The sequence below is a fragment of the Methylobacterium sp. J-070 genome (genome assembly GCF_022829385.1).
GTDB lineage: Bacteria > Pseudomonadota > Alphaproteobacteria > Rhizobiales > Beijerinckiaceae > Methylobacterium.
Map to the genome: position 1 here is coordinate 173,178 of NZ_JAKSXX010000246.1, position 22,274 is coordinate 195,451.

Sequence of the window (22,274 nt, forward strand, 5' to 3'; positions counted from 1 at the left end):
GTGAACCCGCGGCCTCCGGCGCGCCGATCAGACGGCGAAGAGCAGCAGCAGCGCGATCAGCAGCGAGAAGATGCCGAGCGCCTCGGTGAGGGCGAAGCCCAGGAGCAGGGTGGCGCGCTGGCCGTCGGCCGCAGACGGGTTGCGAAGGGCGCCGGCAAGGAACTGACCGAACAGGTTGCCGAGGCCGATGCCTGCGCCCGCCATGCCGAGGCAGGCGAGGCCGGCGCCGATGTACTTCGCAGCGACGGGATCCATGGTAACTCCTGAGGTCTCTTCAGATCGAAACGTGCGTTGACGTTTGCGGCGGGTGGAGCCGGCCAGGTCTGGTGACTAGTGGCCGGGGTGAAGGGCATCGTTGAGATAGATCGCCGTCAGCGTCGCGAAGACGTAGGCCTGAAGTGCCGCGACGAGGAACTCGAGAGCGGTCAGCGCGATCGTCAGGAACAGCGGGAGCGGCGATAGCACGCTCCACGCCCCCGCGAGAAGAAGCTGGACGACGAAGAATGCGAAGATCTTCATCGCGATGTGACCGGCCAGCATGTTGGCGAACAGACGGACCGACAGGCTGATCGGGCGCGAGATGAACGAGATGATCTCGATCGGCACCAGGATCGCCAGGAGCGGCTTGGGCACGCCCGACGGCACGAACAGTCCGAAGAAGTGGGTCCCGTGCTTCATCACGCCGAAGATCACCACCGTGGAGATCACCAGGGCCGCGAGGCCGAACGTGACGATCAGGTGGCTGGTCACCGCGAACGCGTAGGGGATCATCCCGAACAGGTTCAGGATCAGGACGAACATGAAGAGCGAGAACACGAGCGGCATGAACCGCTTGCCGCCGTCGCCGGTCGCCTGGTGGACCGTATCGGCGATGAACTCGTAGAAGATCTCGGCCAGCGACTGCATGCGGCCCGGCACCACCGAGCGGGACGCGGTCGCCACGATGGTGATCAGCGCGATCACCCCCACGGCGGCGAACATGTAGAGGGCGGATTGCGTGAACGCGAGTTGCTGATGGCCGATATGGCCCAGCGATACGAGCGGCTTCAGCTCGAACTGCTCGATCGGGTCGATCGTGACCGCCATTCCCGCTCCCGCCCTTCCTGTTCGGTGCGCCGGCATCGCCGGTCGCCCTGATTCATCCCCGCCGGCGCGCCTTACGGCTCCTGCCGGTCGCGCCGTTCGGGACGCGCGCCGGAGAATCCCGACACCCGCATCACGTTGTAGACCCCCGCGACGAAGCCCAGCATCAGAAGGACGATCAGGCCCCAGGGTTTGGTCCCGAAGACATGATCGACGATCCAGCCGAGTATGCCCCCCGCGATCACGCCCGCGACGAACTCGGTCGAGAGCGTCAGGGCCTGTCCCAGCGATGAGGACCCGCCGTTCCGAGCGCGCAAGGAAGGATCGGGAGCAGCCTTCGGCCGCTTCCGTTCGATCTGCGTCTCGAGACGTCTGAGCCTCGCGGAGAGTTCGCTGTCCGTCGGCGTCTTCTCGGTCCCTTTCCCGTCCCTGGGGCCTTCGCCGGTCACGGCTTCGAACTCGTCGGGCGGGAGGATGTGGAACCGGCTGGACGCCCCCAGCAAGCGCGGCGCACCATAGTTTCGCCCATCTTGAGTGTCAAGGCGAACCCCATACACAGTAAGTCTTTGATTTTGGTTTGGTATTCCAGTTTCGAACGACGCGCCGGAGCACCCCTCCGCGTGTCGCCCCGGTCGCCGATCAGGCGCCCAAAAGCGGCTTGATCACCTTCTCCATCCCCTCGACCGTCATCTCGCCGGTGTAACGCTCACCGTTGATGAAGAACGTCGGCGTCGAGTCGACCTTGAAGACGTCGAGCCCGCGCTGCTTCACGGCGTTGACGGCACCGTAGATCTTCTGGTCCTTCAGGCACGCCTCGAAGGTCTGCTTGCTGTAGCCAGCCTGCCGCAGCATCTGCTCCAGCGCATCCACGGGCTTCGGCGTGAAGGCCCAGCCCGCCTGCTGGTCGAACAGCAGGTCGGTGATCGGGTAGTACTTGGTATCGCCCTCGCACCGGGCTAGCATGAAGGCCGCCGTGGCCAGCGGGTCGAGCGGAAACTCGCGTAGGGTGAACCGCACCTTGCCGGTGTCGATGTAGCGCTCCTTCAGGGTCGGCCACGTGGTCCGGTGGAAGGCCGCGCAGTGCGAGCAGGTCATCGACGCGTATTCGATGATCGTGCACTTGGCGTCCGCCGGGCCGAGCCAGACATCGCCGAGCGGACCCGGCTGCAACAGGGCGGCCGCGTCAACCCCCTGCGCCCGGGCGCCCTGCGCCAGATACGGGAGGGCGAGGCCGGCGCCGAGCGCGAGGCCGGAAAACTTGAGAGCGTCGCGTCGCGTCGTCATCGGGGAAGCTCCGCCGGATTGACCAGTCTTGGCGTCCGGCATCGGGTAACGGGGCGCGGCTGTCCTGGCAAGGCGACCGAATTGCCTCGCCGGGGACCGGTCAGCGTTCAGGCCGCGTGGCCACGGCGGCAATCCCGAGGCGATCGAGGGCGGCGCGCAGCCCCTCGTCGTCGATTCCCGAGAGGGCGCGCTGGACCTCGTCGGCCCGGGCGGGATCGATCCGGGCGGGGGCGGCGATCCGCCCGCCGCGACCGACCCGGTCCTGCTGCAGCACGATCCGGGAGACGCAGGCCCAGCCGTAATGGGCGTTGATCCGCTGAATCACCACGGGCGCCAGGTGCTGCAGTTCGAGGGCGAAGACGCCCTCGACGCGCACCACGAGCGTGCCGGATTCGGGCGCGCCCGAATCCTTGCGGCGACGCTTGGGCCATTCCAGCTTGGACGGCCGGCAATAGCGGGCCAGCCGCTCGCCGACGATCTCCGGCCAGGCAGCCAGGATATCGGTCGAGGCGAAGCCCTGCGCCGCGAAGGCCGGCCCGATGCAACTCTCGATCAGCTCGGCCAGCGGTTTGACGCGCGCCATGGTGGTCTGGGCCCTGCCCCTGCGGATCAGCGACCTTAGCGCAGGATGGTTGACGAAGGGAGGACGCGCGCGCCGCCCTATGATCGCCGCCGGTCTCCGGGTATGCAGCGCCGACCCTGCCGGCCTGCTCATGCCAACCCGCCACGCCAAGGATACCAAGCCCGGTCCCGGACCGCGCGCCGACGACCTGCTTGCCTGGTACGACCGGCACCGGCGGGTGCTGCCCTGGCGGGCGCCGGCGGGCGCGGTGGCCGACCCCTACCGGGTCTGGCTCTCCGAGGTGATGCTGCAGCAGACCACGATCGCGGCGGTCCGGCCGTATTTCGAGCGGTTCCTCACGCGCTTCCCCGACGTGTTCGCCCTTGCGGACGCCCCCGAAGAGGCGGTGATGTCGGCCTGGGCCGGGCTCGGCTACTATTCGCGCGCCCGCAATCTCCACGCCTGTGCCAAGTCGGTCGCGGCTGCGGGCGGGCGCTTCCCCGACACAGCCGACGGGCTGCGCAAACTTCCGGGGATCGGCGCCTACACCGCCGGGGCGATCGCCGCGATCGCCTTCGACCGCCCCGAGGCCGCGGTCGACGGCAATGTCGAGCGGGTGCTGAGCCGGGCCTACGCGGTCGAGGCGCCCCTGCCGGGCAGCCGGCCGGAGATCCGTCGGCTGACGCAGGACCTGGTTCCCGAGGACCGCCCGGGCGACTTCGCGCAGGCGCTCATGGATCTCGGCGCGACGATCTGCACGCCCCGGCGTCCCGCCTGCGCCCTCTGCCCCTGGATGCTGCCCTGCCGGGCGCGGGCGCTCGGCACGCAGGAAACGTTCCCGCGCAAGATCAAGGTGGCCAAGGGAGCCCTGCGCCGCGGGGCCGCCTTCGTGGCGATCCGCAGCGGCGACGAGGCGGTGCTGCTCCGGACGCGGGCACCCGAGGGGCTTCTCGGCACCATGGCCGAGCCCCCGGGCAGCGCCTGGGAACCGGATTACGACGTGGCCGCCGCCCTGCTCGACGCGCCCCTCGATGCCCGCTGGAAGCGGCTGCCGGGGCTCGTCCGCCACGGCTTCACGCATTTCCCGCTGGAGCTGACGGTGTTCGCCGCCCGGGTGGCCCTGTCGACGCCGGCGCCGCCCGGGATGCGATTCACCCCCCGTTCCGCCCTCGACGATGAGCCGCTGCCAGGCCTGATGCGCAAGGTCCTGGCCCACGCCTTCGATCCGAAGCCGGAACCCGAGAAGAAGCCCCGCGGGCGCCCGAAGAAGGAGCCGCCGCCGATGCCGCTGCTGGCCGCCATGGAGGCGCCGCTGTCGATGCCCGATCCCCCGCCGCGCCCGAGCGTGCGGGCGGTGCCGAAGCCCCGGCCGAAGCCCGCGCCGCCGCCGGCGCCGGAAACGGACGATCTGCTCGAGGGCGAGGTGGAGCCGACCGCCGACACGATGCGCGCGCGGCCACCAGCGCGGCGGACTGGTGCGGCGAGAAAGCGCTGAAGCCGCGCGCGGTAGACGTGGAGCGCGCGGCGGATAGGGGCGGCAAGTGTCCTCCAACTCACCCCTCATCCTGAGGTGCCGCAGCGAAGCGGAGGCCTCGAAGGAGCCGTCCAGAGCGCGCGCGGCTGGCTGGAGCCCTCCTTCGAGGCCCGCTTCGCGGTCACCTCAGGATCAGGGGGAGCGGGTCGGATTCAGATGTCTCGCCGCCGTCTCTGCGAGCGGAGCGGAGCAATCCGGGTCACGTTGCCTCGCTCGTGATGGCGGAGAGCGTCATCACCCGCAGGCTTGACCCGAAAGCTTGGAACGCAAACGGCTTCAGCCGTTGGCCATCGCCCGGCGCAGGCCGGCCCGATAGCTGTCGATCACCACCGGCTTGCCGGACCGCTCCACGTGCCAGAACGTCCAGCCGTTGCAGGCCGGGAGCCCCTGGACCAGGGCGCCGATCTTGTGGATCGAGCCGATCACCAGGCCGTTGTCGAGCTGGCCGTCCGGACGCACCGTGGCGCGGAAGCGGCGGCGCTCGTCGGTGACGACCTCGCCGGGGCGGATGTGCCCGGCCTCGATCACCGAGAGGAACGGCACCCGCGGCTCTGCGCGCTTGGTCGGCGCCACCATGAGGGCCGCCTGCGACAGGGTTTCGACGGCGGCGATCCGGGCGCGGGCGGCGTCCGCGTAGACCGTCTCGCGCTCGATGCCGATGAACCGGCGGCCGAGGCGCTTGGCGACGGCACCCGTCGTGCCGGTGCCGAAGAACGGGTCGAGCACGACGTCGCCGGGATTGGTCGCGGCCAGCAGGGTCCGGGCGAGCAGGGCCTCGGGCTTCTGGGTGGGGTGGACCTTGTGGCCGTCCGCATCCTTCAGCCGCTCGTCGCCGGTGCAGAGCGGGATGAACCAGTCCGAGCGCATCTGGAGGTCTTCGTTGCCGGCCTTCAGCGCGTCGTAGTGGAACGTGTAGCCCTTCGACTCCGCCGAGCGCGACGCCCAGATCAGGGTTTCGTGGGCGTTGGTGAAACGCTTGCCGCGGAAGTTCGGCATCGGGTTGGCCTTGCGCCAGACGATGTCGTTGAGGATCCAGTAACCGAGATCCTGCAACGCGCTCCCGACCCGGAAGATGTTGTGGTAAGACCCGATCACCCAGAGGGTCGCGTTCGGCTTCATCACGCGGCGACAGGCGGCGAGCCAGTCCCGGGTGAAGGCGTCGTAGGCCTCGAAGGTGGCGAACTTGTCCCAGTCGTCGTCGACGGCATCGACGCGGCTCTGATCCGGACGCAGCAGGCCGGCCTCGCCGAGCTGGAGGTTGTAGGGCGGGTCGGCGAACACGCAGTCGACGCTGGACGCCGGCAGGGCGTTCATCGCCGCGATGCAATCCCCGACCAGCACCTGGTCGAGGGGTAGGGAACGCTGGGCGGGTACGAGACCCATCCGTGGCGCCAACGCGGGCCGCCCGGCACGCGAGACCTGTTTCCGGGCGACGGCGTCGGCAGCCACGGTACGCGGGGAAGCCATGGCAAACACCGGTTACGCGACTGACCGGCAGACCATGCGTCGGACAGGGTAAAGGTCGGGTTTTCCGATTTTGTCGGCGGACGTCCCGTTCTGGGGCTGCACTTTTTGCCGGGTCGAAAATCCGGTCCGAAGCGGCGACGCCGGCCGGGTCGTGTCCACCCGAGCGGGATACAGGGTCCCTCTCAGTGCAACGCTTAGGCAATTATGCCTCGTCCGCGCAATCTTGGGCTCGTCCGCACAAGGACTTCCAGAACACGCAGTTCGACTTGCCTCAGCGTATTTGCAAGACGAACCAGAAACGTCGCGCAACACTCCCGCATGTAATCAGCACGGGCCAAAAACGGCCCGGCGGAATGCCGCTTCCGCCCGGCGCATAGACATGCCTTATTGCGGCCTGTTTCCGAAACGACTGGCGCCGTCCCGAAAAAACAAGGGAATGCGTTGAGAATGCAGTTTGGTTTCGGAAAGTTCGTCGTCACTCTTGGAATGCTGGCCACCGTCCTCGGGACAACCCTCCCGGCCGCCGCGCAGAGCGGAGCGGCCTCCTGGTACGGCAGCGGCCATCGCACCGCCAACGGCGAGCATTTCAACCCGAACGGGATGACGGCCGCCCATCGCAGCCTGCCCTTCGGCACCCGCGTCCGCGTCGAGAACCAGCGGACGGGCCGCTCCGTGGTCGTGCGCATCAACGACCGTGGTCCGTTCGTGCGCGGCCGCATCATCGATCTGTCGCGCGGCTCCGCCCGCGCCCTCGGCATGGGCGGCACGACCTACGTCTCCCTCCACGTCCTGAACTGACGGCGCCGAGGCCCGGCCGCCCTGTCCCGAGCGGGCAGGGCGGTTCCGGGCGTTGTCTGCCGCGCCCGAAGGCCCCATCTGCTGCCGGGTTCAGTCCGGATCAGCCGCATGCCCAAGCCCCTCATCGTCGACATCCCGCACGACCTCGGCCGTGACGAGGCCAAGAGGCGCCTCGAGCACGGGACCGAGCAGGCGCGGGCGTTCCTGGCCAAGAGCGGGATCACGGTCGACCAGCTCGCCTGGACCGGCGACCGGCTCGACTTCGGCGTCTCGGCGGTGGCGCAGAAGGTCGCCGGCACGATCGACGTCGGCGCCGAGAGCGTGCGCCTGGAGGTGAAGCTGCCGTTTCTGCTCGCGCTGTTCGCCGAGAAGATCCAGAAGGTGGCCAGCAAGGAGGGCAACCTCCTGCTCACCAAGAAGTAGCGTCCCGGAACCGGATCGGCACGACCTTGTTTCCGCCGACACGGTGCGGGTCTGCACCGTCCGTCTCGCGGAGGATCCCGGTGCCTCAGTTCACGCTCGCCGACCCGGGGCAGGTCCCCGAGGTGCCGCCTCAGCCGGCCCCCACCCCGGATCGCCCCTTCGAACCGCCGCAGGCGCCGACCCAGCCGCCCGGCCCCGAGATCCCCGGGAACACGCCCTCCGAGTCCCCCGGCATCCAGCCGCCCGAGATCCCGGTCAACGATCCGGGCGGCCCCTCGATCAGCCCGCCGACGGGGCCGGCCAACCCGATCGCCTGACGGGAGGCGTTCTCGCGGGGCGTCGCGTTTGAACAGGCCGCCCCGCGCTGCCATAAGCCGGCCCATGGCCGCTCCCCCGCTCCTCACCCTTCAGGACGTCGCGCTCACCTTCGGCGGCACGCCGCTGATCACGCGCGGCGATCTCACCATCGCGCCGGGGGAGCGAAGCTGCCTCGTCGGCCGGAACGGATCCGGCAAGTCGACGCTGATGAAGATCGCCGCCGGCCTGGTCGAGCCCGACAAGGGGCGGCGCTTCGTCCAGCCCGGCACCACGATCCGCTACCTCGCGCAGGAGCCCGACTTCGGGAGCTTCGCCACGACCCTCGACTTCGTCGAGGCGGGCCTGCCGCCGGGCGAGTCCACGCACCGCGCCCGCTACCTGCTGGAGAGCCTCGGCCTCACCGGCGCCGAGGATCCGGGAAAGCTCTCGGGCGGGGAGGGGCGCCGCACCGCCCTGGCCCAGGCGCTGGCCCCGGAGCCCGACGTGCTGCTCCTCGACGAGCCCACCAACCACCTCGACCTGCCGGCGATCGAGTGGCTCGAATCGGAGCTGAAGGGCACCCGGGCGGCGCTCGTGCTGATCAGCCACGACCGCCGGTTCCTCTCGGCGCTGTCGCGCGCCACGATCTGGCTCGATCGCGGCGAGACGCGGCGGATCGACCAGGGCTTCTCCGGCTTCGAGGCGTGGCGGGACGCCTTCTTCGAGGAGGAGGAGCGCGACCAGCACAAGCTCGACCGCAAGATCGTCGCCGAGGAGCATTGGCTGCGCTACGGCGTCACGGCGCGGCGCAAGCGCAACGTCCGCCGCCTCGGCAACCTGCACGAACTCCGGAAGAACCGCCGCGAGGTGCGCCGGCCGGTGGGCAGCGTCAGCATGCAGGCCTCCGACGCCGAATCGTCCGGCAGCCTCGTGGTGGAGGCCCGCGACATCGCCAAGGCCTATGGCGAGCGGCGGATCGTCGAGGGCCTGTCGCTGCGGGTGATGCGCGGCGACCGGCTCGGCATCGTCGGGGCCAACGGCGCCGGCAAGAGCACGCTGATCAATCTGCTGATGGGCCGGCTCGCGCCGGATTCCGGGCAGGTGGTGCTCGGCACCAACCTGCTGCCGGTGGTGCTCGATCAGGCCCGGGCCGTGCTGGAGCCGGGCATGACCGTCACCGACGTCCTCACCGGCGGCCGGGGCGACAGCGTCACGGTCAACGGCCACAGCCGCCACGTGATCGGCTACCTCAAGGACTTCCTGTTCACCCCCGAGCAGGCGCGGACCCCGGTCTCGGTGCTCTCCGGCGGCGAGCGCAACCGCCTGTTGATCGCCCGCGCCCTGGCGCAGCCGGCCAACCTGCTGGTGCTCGACGAGCCGACCAACGACCTCGATCTTGAGACCCTCGACCTGCTGCAGGAGATGCTCGGCGACTACCAGGGCACGCTGATTCTGGTCAGCCACGACCGTGACTTCCTCGACCGCGTGGCCGGCAGCGTGCTGGTGTCGGAAGGCGGCGGCCGCTGGGCCGAATATGCCGGCGGCTACAGCGACATGCTGATCCAGCGCGGGCAGGGGGTCGAGGCGCGGACCGTCGCCCCGAAGGCGAAGGAGGCGCGAGACCGGTCGTCCAGCCCGGCGCCGCAGCCGACCGGCAAGCCCAAGCTCGGCTTCAAGGACCAGCATGAGTTGAAGACGCTCCCGGCCCGCATCGAGAAGCTGGAGGCGGCGATCGGCCAGCTCAAGACGATCCTGGCGGATCCCAATCTCTATGCCCGCGATCCCGGGCGCTTCGACAAGGCCTCGACCATGTTGGCGCAGGCCGAGACCGAGCTGTCGCAGGCGGAGGACCGCTGGCTGGAGCTCGAGATGTTGCAGGCCGGCTGAGTACCGCCGTGCCCTCGCGTGACCGACCGGACCGGAGACCGCATGACCGCCTACCAGACCCTCGAACAGCGCTTCGCCCGCCTCGCCGCCCTCGAAGGCGCGGCCGGGATCCTCGGCTGGGACGCGCAGACGCTGATGCCGGATGGCGCCGCGGAGGCCCGGGGCGACCAGCTCGCGATCCTGCGCGGGCTCGCCCACGAGATGCTGACGGCCCCCGCGGCCGCCGAGGACCTCGACGCCGCCGAGCGCGCCGGGATCCTCGAGGCGTGGCCCGCCGCCAACCTGCGCGAGATGCGGCGCGCCCAGGCGCACGCCACGGCGGTGCCCCGCGATCTCGTGGAGGCCAGCTCCCGCGCCGTCTCCCGCTGCGAGATGGTCTGGCGGGCGGCGCGGCGGGACGCGGATTTCGCCAGTCTCGCGCCGGACCTGACCGAGGTGCTGCGGCTGCAGCGGGAGATCGGTCAGGCGAAGGGCGCGGCCCTCGGCCTCGACCCCTACGACGCGCTCCTCGACAGCTACGATCCCGGCATGCGGCGTGCGACGATCGACCCGCTCTTCGCGGATCTGACCGGCTGGCTCCCGGCGCTGATCGCCCGCGCCCGGGAGATCCAGGCGTCGGGGCCGGCGCCGCTGCCGCTCGCCGGGCCGTTCGATGTCAGCGTGCAGCGCGCGCTCGGCCTCAAGCTCATGGAGGCGGTGGGCTTCGACTTCACCCGCGGCCGGCTCGATATCAGCCTGCACCCGTTCTGCGGCGGTGCCACCGACGACGTGCGCATCACCACCCGGTACGACGAGGCCGATTTCGGCCGGGCCCTGATGGGCGTCCTCCACGAGACCGGCCACGCCCTCTACGAGCAGGGTCGGCCGGCTCCGTGGCGTCACCAGCCGGTGGGCGCGGCCCGGGGCATGAGCCTGCACGAGAGCCAGTCGCTCATCATCGAGATGCAGGCCTGCCGGAGCCGGCCGTTCTTCACCTTCCTGGCGCCGCTTCTGCGCGAGGCGTTCGGGCGTTCGGGGCCGGAATGGTCCCCGGAGAACCTGCACGCCCTCAACACCCGGGTCGCGCCGGGCTTCATCCGGGTGGATGCCGACGAGGCGACCTACCCGGCCCACATCGTCCTGCGCTACCGCCTCGAGACCGCGATGATCGCCGGCGACCTGGCGGTCGGCGACCTGCCCGGCGCCTTCAACGACGGCCTGCGGGACCTCCTCGGCCTGACCGTGCCGGACGACCGCGTCGGCTGCCTCCAGGACATCCACTGGCCCAGCGGCGCCTTCGGCTACTTCCCGACCTACACGCTCGGCGCCCTGGCGGCGGCGCAGCTGTTCCGGGCCGCGCGAGCGGCCGAGCCGGCGCTGCCCGACTGCCTCGCGGACGGCAATTTCGGGCCGCTGCGGGGCTGGCTGCGGGCGAACGTCCACGAAGTCGGCAGCCTGCTCGGCACCGACGATCTGCTCACCCGCGCCACCGGGTCGCCGCTCGGCACGGAGGCGTTCCGGGCGCATCTGGAGGCGCGATATCTGGCGGGCTGAAGGCGGTCTTGGCAGGACAGCCGCGTCCTTCCGCCGGAACTGCCGCTACAGCTCCACCACATCCACCGCGCCGCCCAGCCGATCCCGGGCGAGATCGGCGACGTGGCGGTGGTGCGTGAACAGGATCGGCTGGACGCGCGCGCCGATCTCCGCCAGCGCGTCGAGCCCGTAGCCGGTGCGGGCCTCGTCGAAGGTCGAGAACAGGTCGTCGCCGATGAACGGGGCCGGCTCGGCACGCCCTGCGTAATCCTCCAGGTAGGCGAGCCGCAGGGCAAGATAGAGCTGGTCGCGGGTGCCCTCGCTCATGCCCTCGATCGCCACCGTGCCGCCGCCCGCCCGCTGCCCTGCGAGCTTCGGCGTGTCGGCCTCGTCGTAGGTCTGAGCGAGGCCCGAGAAGGCGCCGCCCGTGAGCGCCCCGAACAGCGCCCCGGCCCGCGCCACCAGGGGATCCTGCTGCCCGGCCCTGTGCCGGGCCATCGCCTGGCCCAGCATCAGACCGGCGAAGCGCAGGACCGCCCAGGACCGGGCGGTGGCCTGAAGATCGGCCTCCGCGGCCTTCCGCTCCGCCAGCGCCGGCTCGGCCCCGCTTCCGCCCTCAAGCTCGGCCCGGCGGCGCTCGGCCCGATCCCGGTCGGCGAAGATGACTTGGCCGCGCTCCGCCTGCTCGTCGGCCTCCAGCGCGAGCCGGGCCAGCTCCGCCTCGATCGCCTCGGGCGGCAGCGCGGCCAGATCGGCGCGGAGCTCGGCCTCCGGCAGCCCGTCGGCGGCCCCGGCGAGGCCGCCGCGGAGCCGCAGCAGCTCCGCCCGCAGCCGCTCCCGGGCGCTCAGCCGCCCGAACAGGGCCTCGATCTCCGGCACGGGAGCCTCCGCGAGCGCCGGCATCGCCTCGGCGACCTGCCGGGCCAGAACCGTCCGGGCCGCGTCGCGCCGATCGGCCGCCGCGCGGTCGGCTGCCTCGGCCTCCTCCCGCCGGCGATCCAGCTCGGCACGTCGGGCTTCCCGCGCCTGCGCGGCGACGAGGCGGGTGTGCAGGGTCCGGACCGCACCGGTCGGTGGGGCGCCGGCGAGGTCGGGCGCCAGCGCATCGACCAGGGCGGACGCCGTGATTCGGAACGCCTCCATGTCGCGCCGGATTCCGGCAGACCGGCGATCGAGCGCGGCGCGGTCCAACAGCCGATCGGGTACCGTGCGCCAGGCCTCCAGGGCGCCCTCCGCCTCGTCGGGCCCGGCGGTGGCGTCGAGGCCGAGGGGCAGCAGCGCCGCCTCCCATTCGGCTCGCCACGCGCTCCGGCGCGACGCGGTCTCGGCGCGCGCCGCCTCCAGCCTGTCCGCCGTCGCGGTGGCGGCGCGCAGCAGGCCGCCGGTCTGGAGGTTCGCCTCCCAGCGGCTCGCCAGGGTGGCGACCCGCGCCTCGATCCGTTCCAGGATCTGACCCACCCCGCCGTCCGGCGCCGGATCGAGCCCGGCCCGGAGGCCGAGGTCGGCCAGCGGCGCCCGGGCGTCCTCGATCCGGATCCACAGCCGGTCCCGTTCGATCCGCTGCTCGGCCAGCCGCTGCTCCGCCTCGATCAGGCTCTCGGCCTCGGCGAGCCAGGCCGCCATCTCCGCCGGGGGACCGGGGACCAGGCCCACGGGCTGCCAGACCTCGCGCCATGCCGCCTCGCCCTCGGCGATGTCGTCGGCCATCCCCGCGAGGATGCCCGCCGCGGCGGCCGCCGCCGCATCCTCGGCGGCGAGGCGGTCGAGATCGGCGGCGTGGGCCGCGACCCGGGCGGCGTCGGCGGCACGCTCGTCGGCGAGGTGGTCCGCGTCGAGGCGCGCGCGCTCGTAGGCGGCGACGGTGGCGAGTTCCACGGGCCGTCCGGCCGCCAGGGCGTCGCGCAGGGGGGCGAACGCCGCGTCGCGGGCCGCCCGCACGGCGTCGAGCCGCTCCCGGGTGGCGATCGGACGGCCGGCCTCGCGCTCGCGCAGGCGGTCCCGGGTGGCGTCGGCCTGCCGGAGGGCCGCATCCCGGCGGTCGGCGGCGCGCTCCTGCTCGCGCCGCTTGCCGTCGAGGAGCGCGCGATAGCGCGCCACCGTGTCGGCCGAGGGCAGGGGCAGGCGGGCGAGGGCGGCGGTCTCGGCGACCGGGGGCGACAGCCGGCCGGCCTGGTTGCGCAGCAGCGCGGCCTCCCGCCGGATCGCGGTGTCGAGGGCCTCGTGGGCGGCGATGCGCTCGTGCAGCTTCGCCAGCGGCTTCAGGGCCTCGCGCAAAGGGGTCGGATCCCGGGTCGCGCCGGCCGCCTCGACCTCGCGGGCCAGCCGGTCGCGCTCGGCGCAGGCCGCAGCGCCGTCGCGGGCGAGCTGCTCCTCGGTCGCCGCCAGCATCCGGTGGTCGCGGATCAACCGCTCGATCCGAGCCCGGGCGGCGTCGGTCGGCTGCCCGGTCTCCAGCGCCGCCATGTCAGCGGCGCCGATGCGGGCGCGCAGCCGCTCCAGCTCCAGCCCGATCTTGTGGGCATCCCCGTCGATCCGGGGGAGGTCGGTGCCGCCCTTCTCGTATTCCTTGGTGCCGCTGAACGCCGCCAGGATCTCGTCGGCCCGGACCGTCAACCCCGGCTCGACCGGCACGGCCTCGGCCTCGGCGCGCGACCGGGCGAGGGCGGAGCTGGTCCGCTCCGCCTCGGCCTCCGCGGCGCGGCAGCGTTCGAGGGCGTCCCCGAGGCGCTCGATCCACGTCGGGTCCGCATCGCCGAGGTCGTCCCCGGTGGAGGCGCGCTCTGCCAGCGCGTCGATCTCCGCGAGGATCGGGCGGACGCGCTTCAGACGCTCCAGCCGCGCCCGGGCGACCGCGACGGCCTTCTGCTCGGCCCGGAGCGCCTCGAGCTGCCCGGCGGCGGCGGCGATGTCGTCGTTCAGCGCGCGCCAATCGCCGGTCCGCAGGCCCCTCTCGCGCACCGCCTTCCGGGCGGTCTCGTGGCGCTCCAGCGCCTGATAGAAGGTCCGGTGCTTGGCCTGGCGCGGCGCGAAGATGCCATCGGCCTCGGCCTCGAGGGCGGTCTGCAGATCCGTGAGGCCGCGCAGGCCCGAGCCCGCCGCGAACAGGCTCGCGCCGACCTCGCCCTCGACATCGACCACCTCGCGGCCGCCCGCCCGCAGGCTCGCCGCGTCCAGGCCGAAGGCGCGGCAGAACACCGTCCGGGAGATCCCGCCGAGGAACGGCGCGAGGACGTCGTCGGGGAGCGGGGCTTCCGCGGCGTCGATGAGGGTCCGGCTGTTGCCCTTCCGGCGGCGGAAGGAGAGGCGGCGCCCGTCCGCCGCGACGAGGTCGGCGCCGAGCCGAAGCTGCGGCATGTCGTGCAGGAAGGCGTAGCGGGTCGACTTCTCGAAGCCGAACAGCAGGTCCGTGACCGCCGCGAGCGCGGTGCTCTTGCCGGCCTCGTTGGCGCCCAGCACCACGTGCAGCCGGGCATCCGGCCGGAACGCGACGGTGCGGTCGGTGAACGCGCCGTAGCGCTCCAGGGCGAGGCGGGTCAGGCGCATCGCGTGTCCGAGGGCTGCCGGCTCAGCACTGCCGCCCCCTGAGGCGACCGAGGATCAGCGCCTCGGCCTCAGCGCAGAGCGCGTCCATCTCGGTCTCCAGATCGGCCTCCGCGGCGACCGCCGCCGGCATCCAGCCGCCGATCTCCGCGAGGGCGGCGCGGGCCCGGGCGCGGAACTCGGGGTCGCGATCGAGGTCAGCCAGAAGGGCCGCCGGGTCGATGGCGGGGCCGGCGGGCGCGACCGCCGCCCGGGGCCGGTGCGTCTCGATCTTCAGCCGCTCCAGCCAGACGTCCTCGTGCAGCCGGTGGGCCGCCGCCTGGATCTCGGCCGTGAGCGTGTCCCGGTCGGCCGCGAGCGCGTCGTGGGCCGGTGTCACCCCGGTGAGATGGACGCGCACGAGGACGAGGCGCGTCGCCGCCAGGGCGGCCAGCGGCCGGAGGGCGGCCTCCACGGCCTCCAGCGCCGCGCGGGCATCGGCGGCCCCGGCGAGGTCGACGAAGACCTGCTCGAACCGGGCGCGGTCGAGGGCGAGGCGGGCGAGCCCGGTCACGCGGCTGTCCGCCACGTCGACCAGGACGGCGCCCTTCTCGCCGCACTCGCGCACGCTTCGGCCCTGGAGATTGCCGGGGAACACGATCCAGGGATCCCGGTGCAGCTCGGCATAGTCGTGGATGTGGCCGAGCGCCCAGTAATCGTAGCCCCGGGCCGTGAGGTCGGCGATCGAGCAGGGCGCGTAGGTCTCGTGGGCGGCGTGGCCCGTGCAGGAGGTGTGGAGGATCCCGAGATTGAACCAGCCCGGCACGGCGGCCGGGTAGGTGAGCGACAGGTTCTCCTCCACGGCCCGCCGCTGGAAGCTGCGGCCGTGCAGGGCGACCCGCACCCCGTCGAGCCGCAGCGTGCCGGCGCGGTCGGACGGGAAGACGTGGACCGAGGCCGGCAGGGTGATCGCGCGGGTGATGACACTCTCGGCATCGTGGTTGCCGCGCACCACGATCGTCGGGATGCCGGCGCGGTCGAGGCGCGCCACCTGCCGGGCGAAGAACAGGCCGATCGTCGCATCGGCCCAGTCGCCGTCGTAGACATCGCCGGCCACCACCACGAAGGCCACCGACCGCTCGATGGCCTGGGTGACCAGATCCTCGAAGGCCTGCCGCCCGGCCGAGGCCAGCCGGCGCGCGAGGTCCGCGTCCCGGGCCGCGAGGCCGGACAGCGGGCTGCCGAGATGCAGATCCGCCGCGTGGATGAAGCTGAACGCAGTCATCGGTGTCCGGAGCGACTTCGCAGGATGTCGGAACGGCCGCGCCGTTCAGGGGCCGCTCTTAGGCTGCCGAGCGGGGTCGCCTCAAGCGGCGTACGCCGATGGCCTGTGGGACGCGTTCCGAAGGCAGGCCGCATCGCGCCCAGACGATCCCGCGCACCCCGCTCGGATCCGGTCGAACGTCCCGGCGCCGGGCGCGTTAGAGCGTGGCGGTGGCACAAGAACCGCCCGGTGAGGTACGAGTCCGGCCCGATGAACTTCACTGCACACCCGGCTCGCTCCGGCCACGCACCGCCCACCGAAACCCGGGCCCGGCCGGCCAGCCGCGCGCGGGCGCCCTTCAAGATCGTGAGCTGGAACCTCCTGCGGCGCACCGGCGCCGCCGTCGACGACGTGGCCGCCCTCGTGGCCCGGGAGAAGCCCGACCTGCTGCTGATGCAGGAGGCGACCCGGGCGATCGGCTTCCTGCTGGATCGGATCGGCGGCCACTATGCCTGGGCGCCCCTGCCGGGACGGATCCACGGGCTGGCCATGTGGAGCCCGAAACCCTGGCCGGCGCCGCCCCGGGTGATCACGCTGCCCTCCGGCGCCCTGGTGCATCGGGTCTGCCAGATCCTCGACCTGGGGGACTTCGGGGTCGCGAACGTTCACCTGTCTCACGGGCAGATGCTGAACCGTCGGCAGCTCCGCCGCATCGTCGGCGAATTGCCCCCCCGGGCCGCGGTGCTCGGCGACTACAACATCGTCGGCCCCGCGCTGATCCCGGGTTTCCGCGATGTCGGCCCGCGCCAGCCGACCCACGCGATGGTCGAGGTCCTGCCGCTGCGGCTCGACCGCTGCCTCGCCCGCGGCCTGATCTGCCACGAGCACGCCGTGCTGCCGCGCGGTCGCTCCGATCACCGGCCGATCGTCGTCCATCTCGGTCCTGCGCCGGAGGCGCACGCGCCGGGCCGCTTCAAAGGTATGGCAGCAGCAGTCGCACGCCTGCGTCGCGGAGACGGATCGGCAGGCCGCGTGCGGCGAGATCCTCCCGGCTGAGTCGCGCCCGCATCTTGTCGCGCATGAACCGGTCGAGGTCCGCGGCGAGGTCCGCGTCGATGATCTCGACATTCAGCTCGAAATTGAGCCGGAAGCTGCGCATGTCCCAGTTGGCGCTGCCGACGAAACACCAGATGTCGTCGACCACCATCGCCTTCGAATGGTCGAAGGGTGGATCGTCGAGCCAGACGCGCACGCCGGCCCGCAGCAGCGGGTCGAGATGCGCCCGGGTCGCCCAGTCGATGAACGGGTGGTCGCTGACCCCCGGGATGATCACGTCGACGGCGATCCCGCGGGTCGCGGCCTGCGCCAGGGCGCCGGTGACCAGCTCGTCGGGCAGGAAATAGGGCGTGACGAAGCGGACGGACCGGCGCGCGCAGGCGAGCGCCTGGAGGATGACCTGCTCGATCTTCTCCACGTCCGCGTCCGGACCCGACGTCACCGCCCGGGCGACGCTGGACCCGGCGGGATCGAGATCGACGAACCACGGCGTGCCGTCGAGGTTCTCGCCGTCGACGAAGGCCCAGTCGGCCGCGAAGGCGGCGGCGAGCTGCTCGACCACGGGGCCGCGCAGCTGGAAATGGGTGTCGCGGATCGGATGCTCGGGCTTCAGGGCGACCCGGTTGGGATGCGAGATGTTGAGGCCGCCCGTGAAGGCGATGCGCCCGTCGATGATCAGCAGCTTCTTGTGCGAGCGCAGATTGAGGAACGGCATCCGCCAGGGCAGGGCCGAGTGCATGAACAGGGCTGCCGGCACCCCGGCGGCGGTCAGGCGGTGGTGGACGGGCGCCCGGAAGTAGCCGCCGCCGATCCCGTCGATGATGACCCGGACCTTCACGCCGCGGCGCTGCGCCTCCACCAGGGCCTCGCAGAACGCGCGACCGGTGGCATCGTCCCGGAAGATGTAGCTCGACAGCCCGATGCTGGCCTCGGCGTCTCGGATCGCCGCCAGCATCACCGGATAGGCGGCATCGCCGTTGCGGTACATGCGTACGGAATTGCCCGCGAAGGCCGGCAGGCCGGTGATCCGCCGGATCGCGCGGTCCAGGGGCCAGAGCGCCTCGGGCACCACCGCGTCGTCGGTGTCGGGCAGCTTCGTCGCGTCGGAGGGCTTGGTCCGCAGCCGCCGGGCGCGCCGCGAGACCCGGTTGATGCCGAAGGTGAGGTAGAGCGCCGTGCCGAAGATCGGCGACAGCCACGCGAGCCCGATCCAGCCCACGGCGACGCTCACCCGTCGCTTGCGCAGCAGGGCGTGCAGGGTGACGCCGATCGCCAGAGCGAAGCCGATGAGCACCTCGACATCCGACCGCAGCAGGGCGGTCGATTGAAGCCATCGAGTGAGCGCGTTTTCCAAGGTCTCGGCATCCGGTTCGCGGCAGGCGGCGCCGGATATACCCGACAACGCTGCGGCGTCGCGGATTAATCGGCCCCGCCGGCCGGCCGCCTGACGCCGACCGTCGCGGGCCGTTCGCAGCGGTAGGGCCCGCTCCCGTCGAGCGCCGCGTACAGGATGCGGCCGCCGGACTCGATGCAGCGCGCCTTGGCTTCGGCGTAGGGCCGGTGGAAGCTCCAGATGGTGATCATCGGCCCCATCGTGGCGAGGCAGACGCCCCCGAACACTACCGCCGCCGCCCAGGTCGCCCCGTTGCGCTCGGGGCGCGGCCGGCGCGGCGGCGGCATCGCGCCGTAGAAGGCCAGCGTCAGACCGAACAGGTCGATGGTGCTCATCAGCCGTTCCGCGATGGGGCGCCGCATCCGGCGGGATCGGACCCAGTCATTATCCTAGGGCAAGGTCGCGCCAGAACCTACGCGCGCGCCACGGATCGGCCTGCGTCCTATCGCGCGGCGGCGGGTGAGGATCACGGGCCGGGGCTCAAGGCTCCCAGCGCGGCGGCCGTTTGGCCAGGAAGGCGTCGATTCCCTCCCGGGCATCGGCCATCGCCATGTTCCTGGTCATGACCTCGGCCGTGTAGCCGTAGGCCTCCTCCAAGCCCATCTCGATCTGCCGCCCGAACGCTTCCTTGCCGATCGCCAGCACGCGCCGCGCCTTGCCGGCGATCCGGGTCGCGAGGGCGCTGACGGCGGCATTGAGCTCCGTCGCCGGCACCACCCGGTTGACGAGGCCGATCCGCAGCGCCTCGGCGGCCTCGATCGGCTCGCCGACCAGCAGCATCTCCAGGGCGGCTTTCCGCGGCACGGCGCGCGACAGGGCGACCATCGGGGTCGAGCAGAACAGGCCGATCTGCACCCCGGGCGTGGCGAAGCGGGCCGTGTCGGCGCAGATGGCGAGGTCGCAGGTGGCGACCAGCTGGCATCCGGCCGCCGTGGCGATCCCGTGGACCCGGGCGATCACCGGTTGCGGCAGGCGCGCGATGCTGAGCATCAGCCGCGCGCAGGTCCGGAACACCGCCTCGGTGGCCTCCCGGGACGGATCGGCGCGCATCTCCTTGAGATCGTGCCCGGCACAGAAGGCGGGCCCGGCGCCGCCCAGCACCACGGCGCGCACCCCGGGATCCTCGCGGATCGCGTCGAGCTGATCCTGGAGGGCGCCCATCAGGGCCATCGACAGGGCGTTGCGCGCCTGCGGGCGGTTCAACGTCAGGGTCGCGACGCCGTCCGCGTCGCTGCGCAACAGGACCGGGCCCTGCGAATCGCCCGGGACGGACGGGGCCGCCGCTATGGCTGCTGTCATGGTGCGTCTCCCAGGACCGGCCCGTCTGCGGGGTCGGTCTCCCGATCGAGAATATCATGCCGACCGGAGGGCAGCGATGCCGTCCGTCGCCGGGCCGGTTTCACGAAAGCTTTAACCGCCATTCGAGCAAGCTCGAGCGGCGGGCCCGGTGGTTCCGGCGCCGCAATCAGGTGAGGTCTCTGTCCATGATGGTGCTGCCGTTCATCGGATTTGCGGGAAGCGCGGTCGCCATCCTCGCGGGACGACGGGGGGCGGCCATCGGCCTGTGGCTCGCGTCGCTGCTCAGCACCCTCGGGCTGTTCGCCGCGCATGCCACGTCGACGCTTCAACTCGACTTCTGAGGGGACCGCGCATCGTGACAAGGCTTGATGCACGCACCCTCAACGCCCTCGGACTTCTGGGCTGCTGCGCCATCCTCCTCGTGGCCTTCGGGTATCAGTTCGCGCTCGGCGAATTGCCGTGCCCGCTCTGCCTCCTGCAGCGGGCCGGATTCGCGGCCTCGGGCGTCGGCTTCGCGCTCGGCGTCCGGTTCGGTCCGCGGCCGTCGCATTACGGCATCGCGATCCTGAGCGCGGTCGTCGGCGCCGCCGTGGCGGCCCGGCAGGTCGCTCTGCACGTCGTCCCCGGAACCGGCGGCTACGGCACGACGCTGGTCGGCCTCCATTTCTACACGCTGGCGCTCCTCGCCTTCGTGGCGCTGATCGCGGCGGTGGGGGTGCTGCTCCTGGCCGACGGAGGCCTGCGATCCGACCCGCAGGCCGGGCGCGGCGCCGGAGCCTTCGGGAACGCCTGCCTGCTGCTGTTCCTCTGCGTCGTTCTCGCCAATGCCGTTTCGACGGCGGCGGAATGCGGCGGCGGCCTGTGCCCGGACGACCCCACGCATTACGAGGCCCTCGACGCCTTGCTGAATCGCTAGGACACCGTCTGGAGCTTCCGCCGCCGGCTTCGGTCACCGTCGGTGGCGACCGAGCCGAATCGCACTGCGATTTCGACCTCAGGCCTGCTCGTCCAGGGCGAGGTCGAGGCTGGCGAAATCCGCGCCCGGCCCGTTCCACCACACCGCCGGATAGGTCGCCAGCCGGCCCATCACGCTCGCATAGGCGTCGGATAGGGCGGTATCGACGATGACCAGCGCGGCGTCCGACCGGACGAGGCTGTCGGCCAGCGGCTGACCGGGGCGCGTGCCGTCGAGGACGGTCACGTGGGTGCCGATCCGGGCGAGGCCGAGGCGTATGGCCTCCGCCTGTCCGAGATCCGCCACCAGCAGCGCCACGGTGGTGCCGGCTCCCAGGCCCTCGCCGCAGGCCCAGCGGGCAACCCGGTGCGGACAGATCGCCGCCGCCGCCGGACCGGCGCGTCGGTCCACGCCGGCGAGGGCCGGCCGGAATCGCCGGTCGGGATCGCGGGATGCAGGAGCCGCGAGGGGTGTGGCAGAGGAGATGACGCCGTACATGCGATGCAGACCGCCTGGATCTGGATAAACCGTCGTGTCTGGCGTGACGCGGGCAGGTTAACACTCTCTCTCACCGGCGCGCGCAACAGGAACGGGGACGCGATTTGAGAGGTTCGGTGGCCCAGGACTGCGACTAAGGCCAATGAGTCGTGAATGCCGGGCAGCGGTTTGTTGGCGAATTAGGTCGCATTGGCGCGCGGTCCGGTCCGGACTATGTCCCCGGCGTCTGAGGCGGTCCGACAGAGGCCGCAGCCACTGAGGAAACCGCCACGCATGCGTCACGCCGCCCTGCCTGTCGTCCCGATGCTCGCCGCCCTGATGTCGGCCGCCCTGCCGGCGCAGGCGCAGATCCGCAACGCCCCGAGCCCGCGCGCGCTGGAGTTCGCCGCCTACATCTTCGCCGCGTCGAATGTCTGCGGCTACCGGATCGGCACCGACCAGTTCGAGGCGCTTCTGGCGAAACAGAACGTCCGGGCCGAGGACGTCCAGCCGCGCGGACCGTTCGGTAACCGCGTGCAGACGATGTTCACCCTGATGTCGAACCAGATGGCGCAGAACCGCGATCAGGCCTGCATCGCGGTGGCTGGCGAGTACGGGCCCGCGGGCACGGTCGCCCAGAACGTGCTTCTTCCGGAGGGAACGCCACCGTCGGCGCCGGCAAAACCCGCCGATACTGCCAAACCTGCGGAGCCTGCCAAACCTGCGGAGCCTGCCAAGCCTCAATGAGGCTGGGGTCCGGCTCAGCCCAGGCGCCAGTCGATCGGGCGGCTGCCGTGCGCTTCGAGCCAGCGGTTGGCCCGCCCGAACGGGTCCGACCCGGGGAAATCCCGGGCGCGGTTCAACGGCGAGGGATGTCCGCTCTCGAAGATGCCGTGACGGGCCGCGTCGATCAGCGCCCCCCGCGCCCGCGCCTGGGCACCCCAGAGCAGGAACGCGGCCGGCTCGGGACGCGCCGAGACGGCGGCCACCGCCTCGTCGGTGAGCGCGGCCCAGCCGAAGCGCAGGTGCGCCCCGGCCTTGCCGGCCTCCACGGTGAGCGCGGTGTTGAGCAGGAGCACGCCCTGTCGTGCCCAGGGCGTCAGGTCGCCCCCGGCCGCGCGGTCCGAGCCCGCCTCCGCGAGGATCACCTTCAGCGAGGCTGGCAGGCGCCCGGCACCCACGAACGAGAAGGCGAGGCCGTTGGCGTCGCCCGGGGTCGGGTAGGGATCCTGCCCGAGGATCACCGCGCGGACCGCCGGCAGCGGCGTCTCGGCGAGCGCCCGGAAGATCCGGTCCGGTGCCGGCAGCACCCGGGCGCCCGCCGCGATCCGCGCGTCGACCCGGGCCGCCACCGCGTCGGCCGCGCCACCCGCGAAGAACGGCAGCGCCAGCCACGGCGAGCCGGAGGCGCGGAAGGCGGCGAGGGCGTCGGCGACGGGCGTGTCGGTCATCTTGTCTCGCGGT

The 22,274-nt window shown here is 72.0% G+C and carries 23 protein-coding genes; 10 read left to right on the forward strand and 13 right to left on the reverse strand.

Annotated features, from left to right (window positions below; all coding sequences use genetic code 11):
- Positions 1–27 precede the first annotated feature (27 nt).
- From MKL01_RS29235 to MKL01_RS29255, 5 genes are all read right to left on the reverse strand, one after another.
- The gene (locus MKL01_RS29235; RefSeq protein WP_007566773.1) at positions 28–255 is read right to left on the reverse strand and encodes a F0F1 ATP synthase subunit C; all 228 of its coding nucleotides are present in this window, start codon (positions 253–255) and stop codon (positions 28–30) included.
- A 75-nt stretch (positions 256–330) separates the two neighbouring features.
- Positions 331–1,086, reverse strand: a complete 756-nt coding sequence (locus MKL01_RS29240; RefSeq protein ID WP_243908683.1) for a F0F1 ATP synthase subunit A — start codon at positions 1,084–1,086, stop codon at positions 331–333.
- Positions 1,087–1,157: 71 nt separating this feature from the next.
- Positions 1,158–1,532 (reverse strand): AtpZ/AtpI family protein, encoded by a 375-nt coding sequence (locus tag MKL01_RS29245; RefSeq protein ID WP_243908720.1) that lies wholly within the window; start codon positions 1,530–1,532, stop codon positions 1,158–1,160.
- Positions 1,533–1,722: 190 nt separating this feature from the next.
- On the reverse strand, positions 1,723–2,367 hold the full coding sequence (locus MKL01_RS29250; protein WP_243908684.1) for a DsbA family protein: 645 nt from the start codon (positions 2,365–2,367) through the stop codon (positions 1,723–1,725).
- Between the two features lie 100 nt (positions 2,368–2,467).
- Positions 2,468–2,950, reverse strand: a complete 483-nt coding sequence (locus MKL01_RS29255) for a DUF721 domain-containing protein (RefSeq protein WP_243908685.1) — start codon at positions 2,948–2,950, stop codon at positions 2,468–2,470.
- 130 nt (positions 2,951–3,080) lie between these two features.
- On the opposite strand from MKL01_RS29255, the gene mutY reads away from it, so the two are divergent.
- A complete protein-coding gene (gene mutY / locus MKL01_RS29260; protein WP_243908686.1) occupies positions 3,081–4,424 on the forward strand; it encodes an A/G-specific adenine glycosylase in 1,344 nt (447 codons plus the stop codon).
- A gap of 315 nt (positions 4,425–4,739) precedes the next feature.
- On the opposite strand, the gene MKL01_RS29265 is transcribed toward mutY, so the two are convergent.
- Positions 4,740–5,930, reverse strand: coding sequence for a site-specific DNA-methyltransferase (locus MKL01_RS29265; protein WP_279604948.1), 1,191 nt, complete (start codon positions 5,928–5,930; stop codon positions 4,740–4,742).
- A 486-nt stretch (positions 5,931–6,416) separates the two neighbouring features.
- Between MKL01_RS29265 and MKL01_RS29270 the strand changes: the two genes are divergently transcribed.
- The 5 genes from MKL01_RS29270 to MKL01_RS29290 all read left to right on the forward strand — a co-directional run bounded on the left by MKL01_RS29270 (position 6,417) and on the right by MKL01_RS29290 (position 10,868).
- On the forward strand, positions 6,417–6,728 hold the full coding sequence (locus MKL01_RS29270) for a septal ring lytic transglycosylase RlpA family protein (protein WP_243908721.1): 312 nt from the start codon (positions 6,417–6,419) through the stop codon (positions 6,726–6,728).
- Positions 6,729–6,836: 108 nt separating this feature from the next.
- Entirely contained in the window at positions 6,837–7,151 is a 315-nt protein-coding gene (locus tag MKL01_RS29275) for a polyhydroxyalkanoic acid system family protein (protein ID WP_243908688.1), read from the forward strand.
- Positions 7,152–7,231: 80 nt separating this feature from the next.
- The gene (locus MKL01_RS29280) at positions 7,232–7,468 is read left to right on the forward strand and encodes a hypothetical protein (RefSeq protein ID WP_243908689.1); all 237 of its coding nucleotides are present in this window, start codon (positions 7,232–7,234) and stop codon (positions 7,466–7,468) included.
- Positions 7,469–7,532: 64 nt separating this feature from the next.
- The gene (locus MKL01_RS29285) at positions 7,533–9,335 is read left to right on the forward strand and encodes an ATP-binding cassette domain-containing protein (RefSeq protein ID WP_243908690.1); all 1,803 of its coding nucleotides are present in this window, start codon (positions 7,533–7,535) and stop codon (positions 9,333–9,335) included.
- Between the two features lie 42 nt (positions 9,336–9,377).
- A complete protein-coding gene (locus MKL01_RS29290) occupies positions 9,378–10,868 on the forward strand; it encodes a carboxypeptidase M32 (protein ID WP_243908691.1) in 1,491 nt (496 codons plus the stop codon).
- Between the two features lie 45 nt (positions 10,869–10,913).
- Here MKL01_RS29290 and MKL01_RS29295 read toward each other — a convergent pair whose 3' ends face one another.
- Together MKL01_RS29295 and MKL01_RS29300 are read right to left on the reverse strand one after the other, a co-directional pair.
- A complete protein-coding gene (locus MKL01_RS29295; protein WP_243908692.1) occupies positions 10,914–14,390 on the reverse strand; it encodes a YhaN family protein in 3,477 nt (1,158 codons plus the stop codon).
- A gap of 22 nt (positions 14,391–14,412) precedes the next feature.
- Positions 14,413–15,651: an exonuclease SbcCD subunit D gene (locus tag MKL01_RS29300; protein WP_243908693.1), complete on the reverse strand. Its 1,239-nt coding sequence runs from the start codon at positions 15,649–15,651 to the stop codon at positions 14,413–14,415.
- A 249-nt stretch (positions 15,652–15,900) separates the two neighbouring features.
- On the opposite strand from MKL01_RS29300, the gene MKL01_RS29305 reads away from it, so the two are divergent.
- Positions 15,901–16,686 carry an endonuclease/exonuclease/phosphatase family protein gene (locus MKL01_RS29305; RefSeq protein WP_243908694.1) on the forward strand — a complete coding sequence of 262 codons (786 nt, stop codon included), beginning with the start codon at positions 15,901–15,903 and terminating at the stop codon, positions 16,684–16,686.
- Here MKL01_RS29305 and MKL01_RS29310 read toward each other — a convergent pair.
- The 3 genes from MKL01_RS29310 to MKL01_RS29320 all read right to left on the reverse strand — a co-directional run bounded on the left by MKL01_RS29310 (position 16,604) and on the right by MKL01_RS29320 (position 19,378).
- A complete protein-coding gene (locus tag MKL01_RS29310) occupies positions 16,604–18,040 on the reverse strand; it encodes a phospholipase D-like domain-containing protein (RefSeq protein ID WP_243908695.1) in 1,437 nt (478 codons plus the stop codon). The genes MKL01_RS29305 and MKL01_RS29310 overlap by 83 nt on opposite strands.
- Before the next feature lie 65 nt (positions 18,041–18,105).
- Entirely contained in the window at positions 18,106–18,414 is a 309-nt protein-coding gene (locus MKL01_RS29315; RefSeq protein ID WP_243908696.1) for a hypothetical protein, read from the reverse strand.
- Between the two features lie 145 nt (positions 18,415–18,559).
- Positions 18,560–19,378, reverse strand: a complete 819-nt coding sequence (locus tag MKL01_RS29320) for an enoyl-CoA hydratase (protein ID WP_243908697.1) — start codon at positions 19,376–19,378, stop codon at positions 18,560–18,562.
- 56 nt (positions 19,379–19,434) lie between these two features.
- Here MKL01_RS29320 and MKL01_RS29325 point away from each other — a divergent pair, with 56 nt between their 5' ends.
- Both MKL01_RS29325 and MKL01_RS29330 read left to right on the forward strand, forming a co-directional pair.
- Complete coding sequence (locus MKL01_RS29325) at positions 19,435–19,719, forward strand: DUF5993 family protein (RefSeq protein WP_243908698.1); 285 nt, start codon at positions 19,435–19,437, stop codon at positions 19,717–19,719.
- A 14-nt stretch (positions 19,720–19,733) separates the two neighbouring features.
- On the forward strand, positions 19,734–20,294 hold the full coding sequence (locus tag MKL01_RS29330; protein ID WP_243908699.1) for a disulfide bond formation protein B: 561 nt from the start codon (positions 19,734–19,736) through the stop codon (positions 20,292–20,294).
- Between the two features lie 78 nt (positions 20,295–20,372).
- Here the strand turns inward: MKL01_RS29330 and MKL01_RS29335 are convergent, their stop codons facing one another.
- Positions 20,373–20,744 carry an AMP-dependent synthetase gene (locus MKL01_RS29335; protein WP_243908700.1) on the reverse strand — a complete coding sequence of 124 codons (372 nt, stop codon included), beginning with the start codon at positions 20,742–20,744 and terminating at the stop codon, positions 20,373–20,375.
- A 360-nt stretch (positions 20,745–21,104) separates the two neighbouring features.
- Here MKL01_RS29335 and MKL01_RS29340 point away from each other — a divergent pair, with 360 nt between their 5' ends.
- Positions 21,105–21,557 carry a hypothetical protein gene (locus MKL01_RS29340; RefSeq protein ID WP_409566375.1) on the forward strand — a complete coding sequence of 151 codons (453 nt, stop codon included), beginning with the start codon at positions 21,105–21,107 and terminating at the stop codon, positions 21,555–21,557.
- Positions 21,558–21,571: 14 nt separating this feature from the next.
- Here MKL01_RS29340 and MKL01_RS29345 read toward each other — a convergent pair whose 3' ends face one another.
- Positions 21,572–22,261 carry a uracil-DNA glycosylase gene (locus tag MKL01_RS29345; RefSeq protein WP_243908701.1) on the reverse strand — a complete coding sequence of 230 codons (690 nt, stop codon included), beginning with the start codon at positions 22,259–22,261 and terminating at the stop codon, positions 21,572–21,574.
- Positions 22,262–22,274 lie beyond the last annotated feature (13 nt).

Bases quoted from the DNA above. Each gene is read 5' to 3' on its own strand.
- MKL01_RS29235 (WP_007566773.1), bottom strand. From the start codon at position 255: ATGGATCCCGTCGCTGCGAAGTACATCGGCGCCGGCCTCGCCTGCCTC.
- MKL01_RS29240 (WP_243908683.1), bottom strand. From the start codon at position 1,086: ATGGCGGTCACGATCGACCCGATCGAGCAGTTCGAGCTGAAGCCGCTC.
- MKL01_RS29305 (WP_243908694.1), top strand. From the start codon at position 15,901: ATGAACTTCACTGCACACCCGGCTCGCTCCGGCCACGCACCGCCCACC.
- MKL01_RS29295 (WP_243908692.1), bottom strand. From the start codon at position 14,390: ATGCGCCTGACCCGCCTCGCCCTGGAGCGCTACGGCGCGTTCACCGAC.
- MKL01_RS29270 (WP_243908721.1), top strand. From the start codon at position 6,417: ATGCTGGCCACCGTCCTCGGGACAACCCTCCCGGCCGCCGCGCAGAGC.
- MKL01_RS29320 (WP_243908697.1), bottom strand. From the start codon at position 19,378: ATGACAGCAGCCATAGCGGCGGCCCCGTCCGTCCCGGGCGATTCGCAG.
- MKL01_RS29255 (WP_243908685.1), bottom strand. From the start codon at position 2,950: ATGGCGCGCGTCAAACCGCTGGCCGAGCTGATCGAGAGTTGCATCGGG.
- MKL01_RS29275 (WP_243908688.1), top strand. From the start codon at position 6,837: ATGCCCAAGCCCCTCATCGTCGACATCCCGCACGACCTCGGCCGTGAC.
- MKL01_RS29340 (WP_409566375.1), top strand. From the start codon at position 21,105: ATGCGTCACGCCGCCCTGCCTGTCGTCCCGATGCTCGCCGCCCTGATG.
- MKL01_RS29300 (WP_243908693.1), bottom strand. From the start codon at position 15,651: ATGACTGCGTTCAGCTTCATCCACGCGGCGGATCTGCATCTCGGCAGC.
- mutY (WP_243908686.1), top strand. From the start codon at position 3,081: ATGCCAACCCGCCACGCCAAGGATACCAAGCCCGGTCCCGGACCGCGC.
- MKL01_RS29315 (WP_243908696.1), bottom strand. From the start codon at position 18,414: ATGAGCACCATCGACCTGTTCGGTCTGACGCTGGCCTTCTACGGCGCG.
- MKL01_RS29250 (WP_243908684.1), bottom strand. From the start codon at position 2,367: ATGACGACGCGACGCGACGCTCTCAAGTTTTCCGGCCTCGCGCTCGGC.
- MKL01_RS29325 (WP_243908698.1), top strand. From the start codon at position 19,435: ATGCCGACCGGAGGGCAGCGATGCCGTCCGTCGCCGGGCCGGTTTCAC.
- MKL01_RS29285 (WP_243908690.1), top strand. From the start codon at position 7,533: ATGGCCGCTCCCCCGCTCCTCACCCTTCAGGACGTCGCGCTCACCTTC.
- MKL01_RS29345 (WP_243908701.1), bottom strand. From the start codon at position 22,261: ATGACCGACACGCCCGTCGCCGACGCCCTCGCCGCCTTCCGCGCCTCC.
- MKL01_RS29290 (WP_243908691.1), top strand. From the start codon at position 9,378: ATGACCGCCTACCAGACCCTCGAACAGCGCTTCGCCCGCCTCGCCGCC.
- MKL01_RS29265 (WP_279604948.1), bottom strand. From the start codon at position 5,930: ATGGCTTCCCCGCGTACCGTGGCTGCCGACGCCGTCGCCCGGAAACAG.